This is a genomic window from Mucilaginibacter sabulilitoris, from assembly GCF_034262375.1.
Lineage (GTDB): Bacteria > Bacteroidota > Bacteroidia > Sphingobacteriales > Sphingobacteriaceae > Mucilaginibacter > Mucilaginibacter sabulilitoris.
Genome location: NZ_CP139558.1, coordinates 5,472,462 through 5,489,540, shown reverse-complemented (window position 1 = coordinate 5,489,540; position 17,079 = coordinate 5,472,462). Strand labels below are relative to the sequence as shown.

Annotated in this window: 15 protein-coding genes; 8 read left to right on the top strand and 7 right to left on the bottom strand. The window is 41.0% G+C overall.

Annotated features, from left to right (window positions below; genetic code table 11):
• Positions 1–25: 25 nt before the first annotated feature.
• From SNE25_RS23485 to SNE25_RS23460, 6 genes are all read left to right on the top strand, one after another.
• Positions 26–1,243, top strand: coding sequence for a glycoside hydrolase family 88 protein (locus tag SNE25_RS23485; RefSeq protein WP_321561452.1), 1,218 nt, complete (start codon positions 26–28; stop codon positions 1,241–1,243).
• A gap of 29 nt (positions 1,244–1,272) precedes the next feature.
• Complete coding sequence (locus SNE25_RS23480) at positions 1,273–1,869, top strand: TMEM175 family protein (RefSeq protein ID WP_321561451.1); 597 nt, start codon at positions 1,273–1,275, stop codon at positions 1,867–1,869.
• Positions 1,870–2,027: 158 nt separating this feature from the next.
• Positions 2,028–2,633 (top strand): RNA polymerase sigma factor, encoded by a 606-nt coding sequence (locus SNE25_RS23475; protein WP_321561450.1) that lies wholly within the window; start codon positions 2,028–2,030, stop codon positions 2,631–2,633.
• A 92-nt stretch (positions 2,634–2,725) separates the two neighbouring features.
• Positions 2,726–3,934 (top strand): FecR family protein, encoded by a 1,209-nt coding sequence (locus SNE25_RS23470; RefSeq protein WP_321561449.1) that lies wholly within the window; start codon positions 2,726–2,728, stop codon positions 3,932–3,934.
• Positions 3,935–4,220: 286 nt separating this feature from the next.
• Positions 4,221–7,643, top strand: a complete 3,423-nt coding sequence (locus SNE25_RS23465) for a TonB-dependent receptor (RefSeq protein WP_321561448.1) — start codon at positions 4,221–4,223, stop codon at positions 7,641–7,643.
• Between the two features lie 23 nt (positions 7,644–7,666).
• Positions 7,667–9,199 carry a RagB/SusD family nutrient uptake outer membrane protein gene (locus SNE25_RS23460; RefSeq protein WP_321561447.1) on the top strand — a complete coding sequence of 511 codons (1,533 nt, stop codon included), beginning with the start codon at positions 7,667–7,669 and terminating at the stop codon, positions 9,197–9,199.
• A gap of 52 nt (positions 9,200–9,251) precedes the next feature.
• Here SNE25_RS23460 and SNE25_RS23455 read toward each other — a convergent pair whose 3' ends face one another.
• Complete coding sequence (locus tag SNE25_RS23455; protein WP_321561446.1) at positions 9,252–9,866, bottom strand: trimeric intracellular cation channel family protein; 615 nt, start codon at positions 9,864–9,866, stop codon at positions 9,252–9,254.
• Between the two features lie 56 nt (positions 9,867–9,922).
• The gene (locus tag SNE25_RS23450; RefSeq protein ID WP_321561445.1) at positions 9,923–11,170 is read right to left on the bottom strand and encodes a dicarboxylate/amino acid:cation symporter; all 1,248 of its coding nucleotides are present in this window, start codon (positions 11,168–11,170) and stop codon (positions 9,923–9,925) included.
• A gap of 127 nt (positions 11,171–11,297) precedes the next feature.
• On the opposite strand from SNE25_RS23450, the gene SNE25_RS23445 reads away from it, so the two are divergent.
• A complete protein-coding gene (locus SNE25_RS23445; RefSeq protein ID WP_321561444.1) occupies positions 11,298–11,879 on the top strand; it encodes an HD domain-containing protein in 582 nt (193 codons plus the stop codon).
• Between the two features lie 11 nt (positions 11,880–11,890).
• Positions 11,891–12,769, top strand: a complete 879-nt coding sequence (locus tag SNE25_RS23440; protein ID WP_321561443.1) for a YitT family protein — start codon at positions 11,891–11,893, stop codon at positions 12,767–12,769.
• Positions 12,770–12,848: 79 nt separating this feature from the next.
• Here the strand turns inward: SNE25_RS23440 and SNE25_RS23435 are convergent, their stop codons facing one another.
• From SNE25_RS23435 to SNE25_RS23415, 5 genes are all read right to left on the bottom strand, one after another.
• Positions 12,849–13,058 (bottom strand): hypothetical protein, encoded by a 210-nt coding sequence (locus SNE25_RS23435; protein ID WP_321561442.1) that lies wholly within the window; start codon positions 13,056–13,058, stop codon positions 12,849–12,851.
• Positions 13,059–13,251: 193 nt separating this feature from the next.
• Positions 13,252–14,295 carry an adenylate/guanylate cyclase domain-containing protein gene (locus SNE25_RS23430; protein WP_321561441.1) on the bottom strand — a complete coding sequence of 348 codons (1,044 nt, stop codon included), beginning with the start codon at positions 14,293–14,295 and terminating at the stop codon, positions 13,252–13,254.
• The gene (locus tag SNE25_RS23425; protein ID WP_321561440.1) at positions 14,295–14,672 is read right to left on the bottom strand and encodes a response regulator; all 378 of its coding nucleotides are present in this window, start codon (positions 14,670–14,672) and stop codon (positions 14,295–14,297) included. Before SNE25_RS23425 ends, SNE25_RS23430 begins: the two co-directional genes overlap by 1 nt.
• A gap of 42 nt (positions 14,673–14,714) precedes the next feature.
• Positions 14,715–16,097, bottom strand: coding sequence for a sensor histidine kinase (locus SNE25_RS23420; RefSeq protein ID WP_321561439.1), 1,383 nt, complete (start codon positions 16,095–16,097; stop codon positions 14,715–14,717).
• Between the two features lie 92 nt (positions 16,098–16,189).
• On the bottom strand, positions 16,190–17,068 hold the full coding sequence (locus SNE25_RS23415; RefSeq protein ID WP_321561438.1) for a helix-turn-helix transcriptional regulator: 879 nt from the start codon (positions 17,066–17,068) through the stop codon (positions 16,190–16,192).
• Positions 17,069–17,079 lie beyond the last annotated feature (11 nt).

The window sequence follows — 17,079 nt, the reverse complement described above, 5'->3', positions numbered from 1 at the left end:
CCAAAGTCAGTTATAAACATATTCTATGAGATTCAGAATTCTACCCGCTGTAGCTTGCGTATTTTGTTTAATTTCCTTTAGTAGCAGCTTGTTTGCCCAGGATAATTATAAGCCAGAAAAACAGCTTTTATCAACCATTAAAAAAAACTTTAAAGATGCCGATGCACAGTACAAGTTGCTGGCAACCAGAATAGGTCCGGAAGAGTTCCCGAAAACCTATCACCCCGATAATAATAAACAGGAAAACAGCAATTCGGGCTGGTGGTGCAGTGGTTTTTACCCGGGCAGTTTATTATACCTGTATCAGCAAAACCACGATCAGCAATTACTAACCGAAGCTAACCGCATTTTGGGTGTTTTGGCTAAGGAGCAGTTTAATACCCATACACACGACCTGGGTTTTATGATGTATTGCAGCTTTGGCAATGCCAATGTTATTGAACCTAAGCCTGAATATAAGCAGATACTTATCAATAGCGCTAAATCGCTGTCAACCCGGTTTAATCCAAAAGTTGGCTGTATCAAGTCATGGGATTCTAAAAATCCTTCAGATTACCTGGTGATCATCGATAACATGATGAACCTCGAATTGCTGTTTTGGGCTACGCATGAAACCGGCGATTCAAGCTATTATAAAATAGCGGTAACCCATGCCAACACTACCTTGAAAAACCACTACCGTCCTGATTACAGTTCATATCACGTAATTAATTATGATGCGCAAACAGGAGCGGTTAAAGAAAAGAAAACGGCGCAGGGCTTTGCCAATGAATCGGCCTGGGCGCGCGGGCAGGCCTGGGGGTTGTATGGGTTTACCGTCATGTACCGCGAAACAAAGGATAAAAAATATTTGGATCAGGCGCAGCATATAGCCCGTTTTATATTGCACAACACTAATGAGCCGGCCGATAAAATACCTTATTGGGATTATAATGCTACAAACATCCCCAATGCTTTAAAGGATGCATCGGCAGCAGCCATAGCGGCATCGGCCCTGTTAGAGTTGTGCCGTTATGCCGACAATAATAGCGGGCAGGAATATTTTAACGCGGCGCAAACCATTCTTAAAACATTGTCATCGCCGCAGTATAAAGCAGCAGCCGGAACAAACGGAGGCTTTATTTTAAAACACAGCGTGGGCCATTTCCCTGCAGGTACCGAAATTGATGTACCTTTAACCTATGCCGATTACTATTTTATTGAAGCAATGAAGAGGTACCAGGTATTCGGAACTAAAAATTAATTTGCACTATTATTAACAAAAAGCAACAAATGGCATTTGGAAAAGGTAGGATGGAAGCTCTTAGTGATGGCGTAATCGCCATCATTATTACCATTATGGTGTTGGAAATGAAGGTGCCCCATGGCGATAGCATTGAGGCGTTAAAGCCGCTCATCTCAGTTTTTCTAAGTTATATATTAAGCTTTGTTTACGTAGGGATATACTGGAACAGTCATCACCACCTTCTGCAAATAGTAAAATCAATAAATGGTACGATTTTATGGGCCAACCTTCACCTGCTTTTCTGGTTGTCGCTCATACCATTTGTAACCGGTTGGATGGGCGAAAACCATTTCACCACATGGCCTGTAGCATGCTACGGCTTTATACTTGTCATGTGCGGAGTTGCCTATGCCATTTTAACAGCAGCCCTTGTACGGCATCATGGCGAAAATTCATTAATAGCGGATGCCGTGGGTAACGACTGGAAAGCTAAAATTTCGGTACTTGTTTATGTCGTAGCCATCGGTATCGCCTGGATAAACAGTATGGCCAGTTTTATTTTGTACGCGTTTGTATCTGCCATGTGGTTTATCCCAGATAAAAGGATTGAAAATAAATTAACAGGACAACCGCCTGAGCATTAGGAATAAACCTTAATTTTTGCATTTATAGAATGAAATGGTTCTCTAAAAAGAATAAACCTTATCACAATAATACTGTTATAGCACATGTTTTATCTGTTTAAAATAGTGCATAAAAAGTTAAAAGGTTTTATTATTTGCCATTATTTATATACTAATCTATGTTTGATACTGCTCAGTTAAATGAGAGCGAACTACTGTTACAGGTGGCGTTGGGCAATGAGCATGCTTTTCGCCAGTTGTTTATGTTATACCACCAGCAATTGGGGGTTCATATGTTACGCATAACAGACTCAACCGAACTGGCTGAAGAGGTAGTGCAGGATGTTTTTGTAAAAATATGGCTGACACGTGAAACACTGGTTGGGGTTGATAACTTTAAAGCTTATTTGTTTGTTATTTCTAAAAACCACGCTTTAAACTGCTTAAAAAAACTGGCAAAAGAACGTGTTATGGTTAAAACGTTTGAGGATGACCTTGAAGGTAATAGCATAACCGAGACCGCTGATACCGATATGTACTACAACCTGCTTGATGAGGCTATTGACCAGTTGCCGCCGCAGCAGCAAAAGGTTTATTTATTGAGCCGGCACGGCCGACTTAAATATGCCGAGATAGCCGACCAGCTGGAGCTATCGCGCGAAACGGTAAAAAAATATCTGCAAATTGCCACTACGTCCATAACCCAGTACGTGCATGAGCATCTGGAAGTTATTGCGCTTTTAACGATAACACTAAAAACTTTTTTCATTTTTTTTAAAAAGTGATACCCCCTTTTTTATACCTGTAGTTGTCATGTATCTGAGGTTGCCCTAAAACCGCATTACCAATTATTTACTTAGACAAACACTTACAGGGTATGAGTGCATTGAATGCAAGGTTACGTTATCTTTTCAATAGTTATTATAATCAAACGGCTACAGAGCAGGAGAGGGACGAGCTTTTTCAGATCATTCATGCATCAGCAGATGATACGGAACTAACAGGGCTTATTCATGAAGCCTGGAACAACCTTGAAATAAATGAACCGCTTTTTGACCCCGCAAAAAGCATGGATATGCTTAACAGCATTATTGAAAACAATAAACAGGAAGATAATATATACAAAATAAAGCCTCCGGATAACAATAAGCTTTGGATAAAGCTTGGTGCTGCCGCCGCTTTTTTACTTTTTGTGGGTTTTGGGGCCTACGTTTTGGTAAATACAGAAAAGGAGCGTGATCCTAAAAAAAACATAACCAAGGTAGAGCCCGTACATGATGTATTGCCCGGAGGTAATCGCGCTTTATTAACATTAGCAAATGGTAAAACGATTTATCTTGACGATGCCAAAAACGGTGTTTTGGCAAAAGAAGGCAGCACCCGGATAAATAAAACACGCGACGGGCAGCTGGTGTATGAGGACGGCCAAAACGGCACGGATAATAGTGTGCCTGTTATGAATACTATTACCACTCCACGTGGGGGGCAATACCAGTTGGTATTAAACGACGGTAGTAAGGTTTGGCTCAATTCGGCCTCAACGCTTAGCTTTCCGGCGGTATTTACAGGTAATACACGGGAAGTTGAAATTACCGGAGAAGCTTATTTTGAGGTGGCTAAAAACCCTGCTAAACCCTTTAGGGTAAAAGCGCACCGTACCGTGGTTGAAGTATTAGGCACCCATTTTAACATGATGGCCTATAATGATGAGGCGGTAATGAAAACCACCCTGCTTGAAGGGGCTGTTAAGATCAGTAATAACAATTACTCCAGTATTTTAAAACCTGGTCAGCAGGCATCGCTTAACCAAAGCGGCCAAATAAGGATAATTGATGATGCCGATGCCGAAGATTCGGTGGCCTGGAAAGATGGTTTGTTTCAGTTTACAGATGCCAGCATACAGTCAATCATGCGCCAGGCAGCCCGTTGGTACGATGTGGAAGTAAGTTACGAGGGACAGATACCTGTAAGGGAGTTTACGGGCCGCATATCGCGCAACGTAAAAGCATCTGAATTGCTGGGCATGCTTAAGTATGCAGGCGTTAACTTCAGGATAGAGGATAAGCACATCACCATAATGGAATAACACAGTTTGCAATATGAATAAATTATACATACCAATAAATCACCAATTGTTCAATTTAAACAACTCTATGATGGAAGAAATACAAAAAATAAGTTAGCCCAGGGCCGGACCCCGCTGCCTTTATTCTGTCGCTTTTATCATGTATATCATACATGCCGGCAACAAAAATACGGAGCATAAAAAAACCGGGAAGTGTTCGCTGCACTTTCCCGGCTAAATATCTGGGTCCCAAAAAAATGCAATCGACGAATTGAAAGTTAATGTTTAACCCAAACTCTACAAACTTATGAATTTTAATTCTAAGGCCACGCCTTTGGCATGGCCTCAATTATCAAAAATAATACTGGCTATGAAGCTAACAGCTATTATTATAATTGCTGCCCTTACTAATGTCAGCGCAAAAAGTTACAGTCAAATAGTAACCCTACATGAAAAGAATACTACCGTTGAAAAAGTACTGAGGTCAATTGAAAAACAAACTGGTTTTCACTTTTTGTATGACAAAAAGGATGTATCAAAAGCCGCAGGTGTAAATGTTGAAGTATCAAATGCTTCACTCGAACAGGCACTTGAACAATGCTTTAAAGACCAGCCTTTAGCATACAAAATATTTGATCAAACTATTGTAGTAAAAAAGAAAGACGCGCCCGAAATACCGGTTGCGGCAATTAAGGTACAAGGCACGGTAAGCGATGCCAAAGGCCCGCTACCTGGCGTAAGCGTTAAAATAAAAGGCACCAACCTGGGTACCGTTACGGATGTAAATGGTAAATATACCCTGAATGCGCCCGATGGTAACGGAACGCTTGTGTTCAGTTTTATTGGTTACAATACCCAGGAGGTGGCTATTGGCAATAAGGCACAGCTTGACGTAACCCTGGTTGAAACACCCAAAGCCTTAAATGAGGTTGTTGTGGTAGGTTACGGTACACAAAAACGTGTTGATTTAACCGGCTCGGTTGGTAGTGTTAACGCTAAACAATTGCAAGACAGGCCTGCCATTAACGTAGAGCAGGAACTTGCCGGAAAAATTGCCGGTGTTAACGTATCAACCAACTCTGGCGCACCAGGTGGTGCAACCAAAATCCGTATACGCGGTTACAGCTCTATCAATGCTGCGACAGACCCTTTATATGTGGTTGATGGTGTTGTTTGGACAGAAGGCGGCGCCTCTCTTAACCCTAACGATATCGAAACTATCGACGTACTGAAAGATGCATCATCAACAGCTATTTACGGTACACGTGGTGCAAACGGTGTAATTTTGGTAACTACCAAACGTGGTAAAAAAGGCGGCAGTGTTAGTTATGATGCTTACGGAAGTATAAGCAATATGGCTAAAGAACTACCGGTATTAAATTCAGAACAGTTTTTACACGTAGAAGATGTTTCTTATAACAACATCAAAAAATACGACCCAACAGGTTGGGCAGCCGGTAAATATACCGACGATAATCCGGTAAAGATTCGTACCGCTTTAATTGGTAAACTGTTCGATTCTAACCTGAAACCGTTATATGACGTTGACTGGCAAAAAGCTACTACACGTACCGCGTATAGCCAAAACCATAACGTAACATTTACAGGCGGCAGTGATAACCTTACTTACGGATTATTCCTGAACTACGCCGATGATGAAGGTATTATATTAAACAGCTATCAGAAACGCTATAACGCGCGTTTAACTATTGATCACCAGGTAAAACCGTGGTTAAAAGTTGGTGCTACATTTAACTATAACAATTCAGAGCGCCGTTCTGCCGATGATGGAACCGGGGGTAACAATATTCCCCGTATGTTAATTGAAATGATCCCGATTGTACCTATTAAATACCCTGACGGTACTTACGGAAAAAGAACCGACTATCCAAACATGGAAGGCGGTGATAACCCGGTTGCGCAGGCAAATGAAGTACATAACCTATACAGAACACGCGTATTCAGTGGTAACGGTTATTTAAATTTAAACCTTGCACCGGGCCTTGAATTTCGCAGTACACTCGGTGTAACTACATCTGCAAACTATGATCCGAAATTTGCAAGCGGTTTGGTAGGTGGTGCCACAGCTGATCAAAGTAATAGCTCTGCTTCTATTAATGAGCGTAATGATACTTTCTGGCAATGGGAAAACCACTTTACCTATAATAAAACATTCAATAAGATACATTCATTGAATGTGGTATTAGGTACTGAGCGTCAAAATTTCAATGAGTTAAACGTTGGTTCATCAACATCTAACTTAGCCGACGATTATTTCCAATTTAATAACCTTGGTGCAGGCGCGCTTCCCGGAACACCGTCATCATTTTATTATGCATGGCAAATGCAATCATTTTTTGCCCGTGTAAATTATGGTTATAAAGATAAGTATTTGTTAACCGTTACCGGTCGTGAAGATGGTTCATCACGTTTTGGTGCAGGTTCAAAATATGGTTTCTTTCCATCAGCGGCTTTAGCCTGGCGTGTATCTCAAGAAGATTTCCTGAAAGACAACAAAACTATTTCTGACTTGAAATTAAGGTTTAGCTATGGTTTAACCGGTAACTCTGAAATTGGTCAGTATAGGTCACAGGCACTTTTACCAATAGGTAGCTATCCGTTTGGTGGCAACCGTAATTCGGCTACTGTAATTGATATCGGCAGCCCGGGTAACCCTGATCTGCAGTGGGAAAAAACATCCGAATACAACTTTGGTGTTGCATTCGGATTGTTTGACAACCGCATTACTTTAGACGCGGACGCTTATATCAAAAAAACCAAAGCGCTTTTACTTAATGCACCACTGCCTGAGTCAAGCGGTTTCTCAAGCGTATATAAAAACATTGGTAGCTTGCAAAATGAGGGTATCGAACTATCCCTTAATACAGTTAACATCAAAACAGAGAACTTTAGCTGGAATACAGGCTTCAATATATCGTTCCTGAAAAATAAAATTCTGCATTTAGGTGATGCCAATGACGATATATTCCTTGATCCAACTTTCCTGTCGCAATTTAACTTGTTACGTGTTGGCCAGCCGGCCAGTGTTTTTTATGGCTACAAAGTATTAGGTACATGGGGAACTGCTGAAGCAGCCGAAGCTGCCAAGTATAACATGCTGCCAGGCGACTTGAAAATTCAGGATACAAATGGCGATGGAAAGGTTACTGTTGACGACAAACAAATTCTCGGTAAATCAACTCCTTCGGGCTATGGTACATTTACCAACACCTTTAAATACAAAAACATTGATTTAGGGGTTGAGCTTCAGTTTAACTATGGTAACCAGATCATGAACCTAACCCGTCACTCAGGTCAGGACCGTACAGGCCAGGCCAACAGTTATGCTACTGTACTGAATGCATGGACGCCAACCAATCAGAATACCAGTATAGCCGAAGACAGGCCAGCTTACGTATATTATTCAACAGAAATATACTCTACAAAAGTTGAAAGCGGCAATTTCATCCGTGGCAGAAACGTTACCCTTGGTTATACATTCCCCGAATCAATAACTCATAAAATAAAGTTAAGCCGCTTAAGGATTTACGCGCAGGCTCAAAATTTGTTCCTGATCACAAAATATACAGGATATGATCCTGAAACCTCAACCTATAATGCTGGTATGGTCAATGGGGCACAAACAAACAGCAACTTTACCCAAGGCATACAGTTTTATGATTATCCTAAGCCAAGAATATTTTTACTTGGTTTAAATGCAAGTTTTTAATTAGATACTTTAAATCGTAGATCATGAAATTTAATTTTAAAAAATATAGTACCGGTATCCTGATGCTGGCCATAATAACAAGTGTAAGCAGTTGCAAAAAGTATCTTGAAGAAGATAGCCGGAGCAATTTTACACAAGACAATTACTTTACTTCTGCCAACCAGGCCCGCACTTTTGTAAACGGAATTTATGGTGGTTATATTAATAACATCAACTATGGCCTTTACTTTTTCCAAAATGGCGATGCTTATGGTGAAGCTCCATTTATCACCTTAGAACTTTTTGCCGGGCATACTACCACGCTGGGACAAAGTACCAATAACAAAAAAGTAATTAACCAGAATACCGATCCAACCAACCCTGGTTTTGAAACGGTTTGGAAAAGCTGCTACACCGCTATCGAAGAGTGTAATCTGGCTTTGGCGCGTATCCCTGCTATAAACATGGACGCAGCTGTTAAAAAATCATTACTTGGAGAGGTTTATTTTTTGAGGGCGTTTTATTACTATCACCTGGTGAGGTTATATGGCGATGTGCCTTTGCTAACTGCTCCGGTTGATTTGAAAAGTCCGCTTTTATATCCAGAGCGTACCCCACAGGCACAGGTTTATGACCAGGTTGTAAATGACCTGCTCGCAGCAGAACAATCAGGTTTGCCAAATACCGATCAAACCGGAAGGACGTCAATGGGCGCGGTTCATACCCTGCTTTCAAGTGTTTATCTTACTATGGCCGGTTATCCGTTACAAAAAACCGAAAACTACGCTAAGGCAGCTGCGGAAGCTAAACAGGTATTGCCATTATACACCCTGTTTGATAATTACGCTTACCTGCATGATAACCCGCACAAAAATCAGGGCGAACTGATATTCCAGAGTCAGTACCTGGTTGGGGTAGCCACAAACGCTATAACTCAGTTAACTGTTCCGTTTAATCTTCAGGTGGGGGCATATGGCGATCACTTAGGTGCAATGATACCTACAGATGATTTCTTTAAAAGCTATGAAGCCGGCGATAAGCGTACCGAAGAGAAACAATTTTATTTTTCCAAGTATCCCAACGCCAATAACCCAGCAGACACGATTAACTTTGGGGAGCACTGTTTGTATAAATACTTCCAGGTTGAAAGTTCTGTATCGGGTACTGCTAACAGCGGCAAATGCGATGAGAACTGGACGCTGTTACGTTTACCCGAGGCCATGCTGACCTATGCTGAAGCTTCGAACGAAGTAAATGGCCCAACCGCCGATGCTTATGATGCTGTGAACCAGATACGTACACGTGCTAATCTGAAACCTTTGGCTGGATTATCAAAAGATCAGTTTCGCATTGCAATATGGAAAGAGCGTTATCATGAGCTTGCCTATGAGAATAAGGCTTATTTTGATATTCAGCGTACCCACCAGATTTATGATGTGAAAAACAACACATTTGGTCCTGCTACTTCAACTCCAAATGAGCAGGGAGTTACTATGAAAGCACAATATTACCTGTGGCCGGTTCCGCAGCGTGAAAGAAATACCAATACCAAACTGACCCAAAATACCGGTTGGTAATTATTAATAATTAGTGTAAAAAACGGCTGCCTTAAGGGCGGCCGTTTTTTGTTTAATGCCATTCTTCGTGGTAAACAAATTTGGGCATTTGCCATTTATACCGAATGGATAATAAACGTAAGGCCAAACCAATAACACAGGCCACAATAATGGCAATCCCAGAGCTTGCGCCTAAATATTCAATGCCCAGGTAAACTGCCCCGGTAACTATAGATGCGCTGGCATATATCTCTTTATGAAATAATAGGGGTACATCATTACACAATACATCGCGCAGTACGCCGCCCGCGCAGCCGGTGATCATGCCGCTTAGCATAATAATAAATACAGGCAGATTTATTTGCTGTGCTATCTGACAACCTATAATGGTAAATACTACCAGACCTAAAGCATCCAGATAGAGGAACAGCTTTTTTAGTTTAGTCATTATCGATGCAATAATTGCCGCCAGGATAGCCGCACCCGCAGTGATTAGTAAATACTCCGGGTGCTCCACCCAGCTCATAGGGTAATGGTTAAACAAAATATTGCGCACGGTACCGCCGCCCAGCGCAGTGACCCAGGCAATGATACAAACACCCACCCAATCCATATCCCGGCGGCCGGCCGACAGGGCAGCTGTCATGGCTTCGGCGGTAATAGCTATAATGTATAAAATATGCAGCATGATTTGTTAAACAGGATGATAAGGTGCCCGCTTAACAAATATAATTATTTGAAGTATTAAATCTCAGGCTTGTCTTCAGAGACGGTTTCGTTGCTTTTGAGCCAGTTTTTACCTTCCATAAAGCGCGTCACCAGCATGGCGGCAACGGTGTCGCCTGTGGCGTTTAAAAGGGTAGCCATGGGATCAACGAGTGTGCCTATGATCATTGCAGGAGGGAGGGCCTCGGGCGGAAAGCCGTAGGCCGATATAAACAGCAACTCGCCTATGTAACCGCCATTGGGTATGCCGCCCTCTACAAGGCTTACCAGAACAGTCATGCCCAGTGCCAGCGCAATGGTATCGGCACTATTAAAGCTTTTACCAAACAAGGCAAATACCACCACCATTTTAACAATAGAGGATATGCTGGAGCCATCCTTATGCAGTGTACCGCCAAGCGGAATGGTTACATCGGCAATAATATCGGGGATGCCGATTTTTTTAGCAGCATCAAGGTTGGCGGGTATAGTAGCAATGCTGCTGCAGGTACCTACAGCCGTTGCCGATGGTATAATGTTGTTGCGCCAGTATCTTTTTATACCGGTAATACCGCCGGCTATAAAAGCGTATAAACTAAATATTACCACAAAATAAAACGCGCCCAGGCCATAATACAATGCCATGGAACGGGCATAACCGCCAAACAATTGCGGACCGAACACACCTACCTGGTAAGCAAAGTACGCGCCCAAGCCTATCGGCCCCAGTTTCATGATCAGGATAAATATGTTTTTAAACACTTCGTTACCGCTCTGTAAAAAACGGGCAAAGGGCGCGCCTTTTTCCCCTGATTGTAAAGTGGCAAAACCTATCAGTATCGAAAAAATGATTGCCGCCAGCATGCTTTTACGCGAAAGTAATTCATAAAACTCGCCGGTGGTAAATAGTTGTGTAAGCTGATCGCCGAAGGGTTTTTTAACTATAGCTTCGGTTATGGGGCTGGCTACCAGGTGCTGGTGTATAGGAAATATCCAGGCCGCTATGATGGTTAAAATGGCCGCCACCAATACGGTTGATACAAATACAAGTGAGGTAACACCCAATAATTTGCCCAGCCTTTTGGAACCATCGAGTCCGGCAATGGCCGATGCTATGGCGAAGAAAACCAGCGGAACAACGGCCGTGAACAGCAGGTTAAGGAAAATATCCCCGATGGGTTTTATCAACGCCACCTTATCGCCTAAAAATAACCCGGCTATACTGCCTGCTATAATGCCTCCCATTAGCAGTATAATACCCTTGTAACTTTTAAACCAGCTATTCATTTGGCTAATATAATTGTTTACTTGTATACAGGGATAAGGAGCGGCTTGTATTTTGTTTATCCCAGAAACATATCACGTACATCTTCCGTATTGCAATTTATTATATTAGCAACCTATTTTAATACTGATGCAGATAGAACAGGCCAGGGAATTTATACTGGACAAATTAGACAAAGAGCTGCCGGAGCATTTTTACTATCATAACGCTATGCATGCCATTGATGTATATAATGCAGCCGGGTTGATAGCTAATAACGAAAGGGTAGGAGAATATGAAACAAAACTATTGCTTACAGCCGCGTTGTTTCATGATTCGGGGTTTTTATATGGTGGTAAAACAGATCATGAACTACGGTCGTGCGAAATAGCCCGTTTGCATTTGCCCGGCTTTGATTACACCGGTGATGATATTGAACAGATATGTGATATTATTATGGCTACCAAATTGCCCCAGGATCCGCATAACTATTTAGGGCAAATTATTTGTGATTCCGATTTGGATTATTTAGGCCGGAATGATTTTTTTGTACTCAGTAAAAAGCTATTTTCGGAACTTGTAATTACCGATGGTTTAAAAACAGAAGGGGAGTGGAATAAAATACAGATTGCTTTTTTTCAGGGCCATCATTATTTCACCAAAACGGTTATTGAATTGCGCAGCGCTCTTAAACAGGAACATTTAGAAGAAATCATTAAAAAAGAATTTTAAAAATATAATTCATGACAAAAACGGAACACAGTTTACCTGCAATAATTAAGGATGTATTAACTGTAATAGCCGGGATTTTATTTTGCGGTTTTGCACTTAAAGGTTTTTTAGTGCCTAATAGTTTTTTTGATGGCGGTGTTACCGGTATATCACTGCTTATTCATGAACTGTATCATATCAATATTGCCTTTGTTATTATAATAGCTAATATTCCGTTTATAGTTATGGGCATATATCAGGTTAATAAGGTGTTTGCCTTAAAAACCTTTGCATGCGTTATAGCACTGGGAATTTGTTTATTATATGTACCATACCCGGTTATTACTTCGGATAAATTATTGGTTTCGATATTTGGAGGGGTTTTTATGGGTCTTGGTGTCGGGCTTTCCATACGCGGAGGTTGTGCGCTTGACGGTATCGAGATCATGGCGCTTTATACCCTTAAACGCAGCAGCTTTACCATCAGCGAAATTATTTTAGGTATTAACATTATTATTTTCCTGATCGCTGCCTTTGAACTTGGGTTGCCTACAGCCTTGTATTCTATTTTAACCTATTATACAGCATCACGTACCATAAGCTTTGTAATTGACGGTTTGGAAGAATATACTGCTGTAAATATCATATCGGCCCAAAGCGAGGTCATAAAGGAAAAATTAGTAATGGAAATGGGCCGTGGCATCACGATATACAAAGGCGAGCGTGGTTTCCTGAAAGAAAGTTTTGATGTGAGCCATCCCGTTGATATTATTTTTACCGTGATAACCCGTTTAGAGGTACGCCGGTTAAAAAACCTGGTACACAGCATAGATCCTAAAGCGTTTGTATTCACCAACAGCATTAAAGAGGCAGCCGGTGGGGTGTTAAAGAAAAGGGTGAGGGAACATTGAGTTTTAGTTTAATATTAAGTAGTTAGTATCAGGTATCAAGATTTATTTTGAGACATGAATAACGCTTTAGAATATTTCATCAGCTCTCTTCATAAATTGCAAACACAACAAAATCGTGCTTTTTATTTTCACCATAATCATTGCCTAACTTGACCTCTGTGTAAATTAAGAAGTCTGGAATATGTGCCTGACTATTAGTTTCAATATCATCTAGTAACTCCGACTCCAATTCAGAAGGATTGTATGAATAGTAAGCCGTTAAATACATTTTGTGTGAATCTAAATCCACATCAAGATAAATACGCCTTAAATTGGGGGTTATGCTAAATGCCAAAAACCTGAGAACTGTAAGGTACAGATCGAATTTTTTTCTTCTTTTGTCAAATTTCTTTTATTAAAACTTTGTTGTTTGATGATGGATAGAAGCTATGATAGAAGACTGAGAATTAATCTTTATACCTGATACTAATTACTTTATGCCATTAAGAAACCACCTCATATATCTCCACCGGTTTTGCTTTATTTTTAAGGCTTACTTCGCCAATTTTATTCAGTTCAAACGATTCTTTTGCCTTTTCGTAAACCTCTCCGGTAACAATGATCTGGTTGGCGTGTGCCACAGATTGTAAACGTTGCGCAAGGTTTACGGCGTCGCCAATTACTGTATAATCTAACCGTTTTAATGAGGTTGAACCAATGTTACCCGATATCATTTCGCCAGAATTAATGCCTATGGATACTTCGGGTTTGAATGATTTTTGACCATATACAATAGCATCGGCAGTATGTATTTTTTCCCGCACAGCCAACGCCGCGTCAATAGCACGGTCAAGGTGATATTCACCCCTGAAAACCGCCATGATGGCATCGCCCATAAACTTGTCAATATGCCCGTTTTGCGCTATGATCTCGTGCACCATCATATCAAAAAGTTTGTTGATGATACCAACAACCGTATTGGCAGGTATATGTTCAGATATGGCCGTGAAACCGCATATATCAACAAATAAAACGGTAGCTTCAACCGTTTCGTTTGATAACAGGCTTGTTTCAAACTCTTTATGCGTCATGAAGTTTAAAACATTTTCATCAACATACATGCGCAGTATGTTATTTTCCTTGATGGCCTGTAAGGTTTTTTTAAGCTCAATAACGTGTGATAACGTTTTTTCGATGGTGACATCAAGGTCATCAAAATTTACGGGCTTGCATACAAAATCAAAAGCACCGCGGTTCATGGCCGTGCGTATATTATCCATATCGCCATAGGCCGATACCATAACTGCCTTTAGTATGGGGTTAGCCTCGGGCAGTTTGGTGAGCAGGGTGAGGCCATCCATTTCGGGCATGTTGATGTCGCTTAAAACCACATCAATATCAGGCTCTTCGGCCAGTTTTTTTAAAGCTTCAAGCCCATTTTGAGCAAATACAAAATCATACACTTTTTCGCGTATCTTTCTCCTGAACTTCTGTTTAATCAGCAATTCCAGATCAGATTCGTCATCAACCACCAGTATTTTGGCCATTATTGTTCTATATGTTTTAGTTTTTCCTTTAAGTTATGAAAATCAAGGGGCTTGGTCAAAAAATCATCAGCGCCCAATTCCATCGATTGTCTGTAGTTTTCGTCATCGCCGTAGGCTGTTATCATCATTACAACCGGAGGCGGTTTTTCATAAGTATGCCTTATGTTTTTTAGCAGCTCCAGCCCGCTCATGCCCGGCATGTTAATGTCCGATAAAATAAGTATCACTTCAGAATGGTTCTTTTCCAGGTAGGTCATAGCTTCTTCGCCCGATAGCGCAAAGTTAAATACTATTTCGCCACTCTTTATCTCTTTCCTGAAGCGTTGCATAAACAGAGGTTGTACGTCCACCTCATCGTCAACAACCAGTATTTTCATATATTATTAATGCCCCCAAAGTTAAGTTTTGTATTCGTTTTTTTATTTACCCGCAGTTGGGATAGTAATAGTAAAGCGTGCAAACTCCCCTTCGGTAGTTTCTACCTTCAATTCACCATTATGTGCTTTGGTTATAATATCATAACTCATAGACAGGCCCAAACCGGTTCCCTGGCCAGTAGGCTTGGTGGTAAAAAAGGGCTGGTAAATTTTATCCAGCACCTTTTGCGGAATGCCCATCCCGTTATCACTTACCGTAATTTCAACCGCGTTGCCGCCAGATGGAGGTGTGATATGTTTGGTAGTTACGCTTACTGTTGGCTCATATCCTTCGCCAATGAGTCTTTTCTTTTCGGCAACCGAGTAAAATGAGTTATTATAAAGGTTTAATAATACCCTGCCCAGATCCTGGGCCATGGCTTCAATCATTCCAATGTTTGGGTCAAAGCTGGTTTTCATGCCGGCGTTGAATGATTTATCCTTAGCCCGCAGCCCGTGATAGCTTAAACGAAGATACTCATCGGCCAGGGCATTGATGTCGGTAGGCTCTTTTTTACTGGTAGTTGCCCTTGAATGCTGGAGCATGCCTTTTACAATAGCATCGGCACGTTTGCCATGCTGGTTTATTTTGGCCAGGTTTTGAGTAAGGTCATTAATAATATCATCCGCATCCTCTTTATCGTCATCGGGAAGATGCTTAAACACACCCTCTTTTAATTCATCAAGTAATTCAATACTTACCTCGCTAAAGTTGTTTACAAAGTTCAACGGATTTTGAATTTCATGCGCTATGCCGGCGGTGAGCTCACCCAGCGACGCCATTTTTTCCTGCTGCACCAGCTGTGCCTGTGTGCTTTTAAGTTCGGACAGGGCCTGCTGTAATTCCTCCTTTTGTTTGGTAAGCTCTGCAGTGCGTTGTTTTACTTCGCCTTCAAGATTTACCTTCATGGCGGCCATCATGCGGTTTTGCTCTTCCTCGTCCCGCCGCCTCTTACGTTCGAGTTCCAGCGCCTTGTTTTGTCTGCGGTTAATAAACCACATGGCGCAAAACCATAATATGGCAAACCATTTGGCACTTTCAAAAAACTCGTTATAATCGTTATAAAAATTAAGAAAAAGCTTTTGAACAATGGTAGAAAACAGTGAAATGACAACATAGGGAAGCACTGATGTTACCAGCGGCCGGTTGGTTTTAAATTCGTCAAAAGTATAAGGTACCGCTAATAAAAGAAACGTAAAAAGGTGACTAAATATAGCAAATAGCCAATGGTCACTTGATGCAAACATCAGGCATATAAAAGCTATGGATGCCCAAAATGCATATTGCACGTATTGGTTCCACTGACTGTTGTTGATGTCATGCAGTTTTAAAGTTCTCCTGTATTGGGTAACCAAAAAAAACGCGATAAAAGGTTCTAAACTCATATATGGTTGTTAACGCCCGCAATGGGCATTATTTAAAAGCTAACAATTTAAAACTAATATTTTAATTGACCTAATTCAATTTTGACGGCCTGCTAAATAACAAGACTGTGCTTTTTGTATGAACTGGGGGTTTGCCCTGTTATATTTTTAAATATCCGTGAAAAATAAGATAAATTTTCAAAACCTGTTTCCGTAGCTATTTCATAAAAGGGCATATTGGTAGTAGTTAACAGCAACTGCGCACGCTCTATTCGTTTGGATTGTATATAGGTTAGCGGCCGTTCGCCGGTATTTTCATAAAATAGCCTCGAAAAATAATCCGGATTGTGATTGGCCCGCTTGGCGAGATCTGCAACGGTAATGACCGATTGCAGATTAGTTTGTATATAGTTAATAGCGTCTGATATCTTAGAGTGGATAACGCTGTTGTCTTCCACAAAAAAATGTTCGGGTTTCAGGAACCGGGAAATCAGCTGCAGCAAAATACCATAGGTTTCTACATAGGCCGATACGTGCATAAACTCATTCAGCTCGGTAAAAGTTTTTAATACAGGCCGTTTCTCATAAACCGCAGGGTTATAAGAAACGTGTAACAGGCTGCGATTGGGGTTTAATTGCAATACCTTTTCAAAGCAGATAATATCTGCTTCAGCAGCTTTTATTTTAAAAAGTTTCCGGTTTGACGAAAATAACGATGACCCATCGGCCGACTCTTCTGAAAATGTAACATAATACTGGCTTAAATAATTATCGCAATAATAATTACAGGTAGTAAAGCTCGGTATCAGGTATAAATAACCCTCTTCCAGTCTTAACTCGTCTGTAGTGTTATATAACTTTCCCTCACCGCCGTCAATGTAATAGAGCCGGTAAAAAGTACTGGTAACATTTTTATAATTCCAGTTTTTGTTCAACTGAACATGATCGGTATTCAGCAGGGAAAATGTCGACTTTAAAATGCTTCTGTTCATATCAATACGAT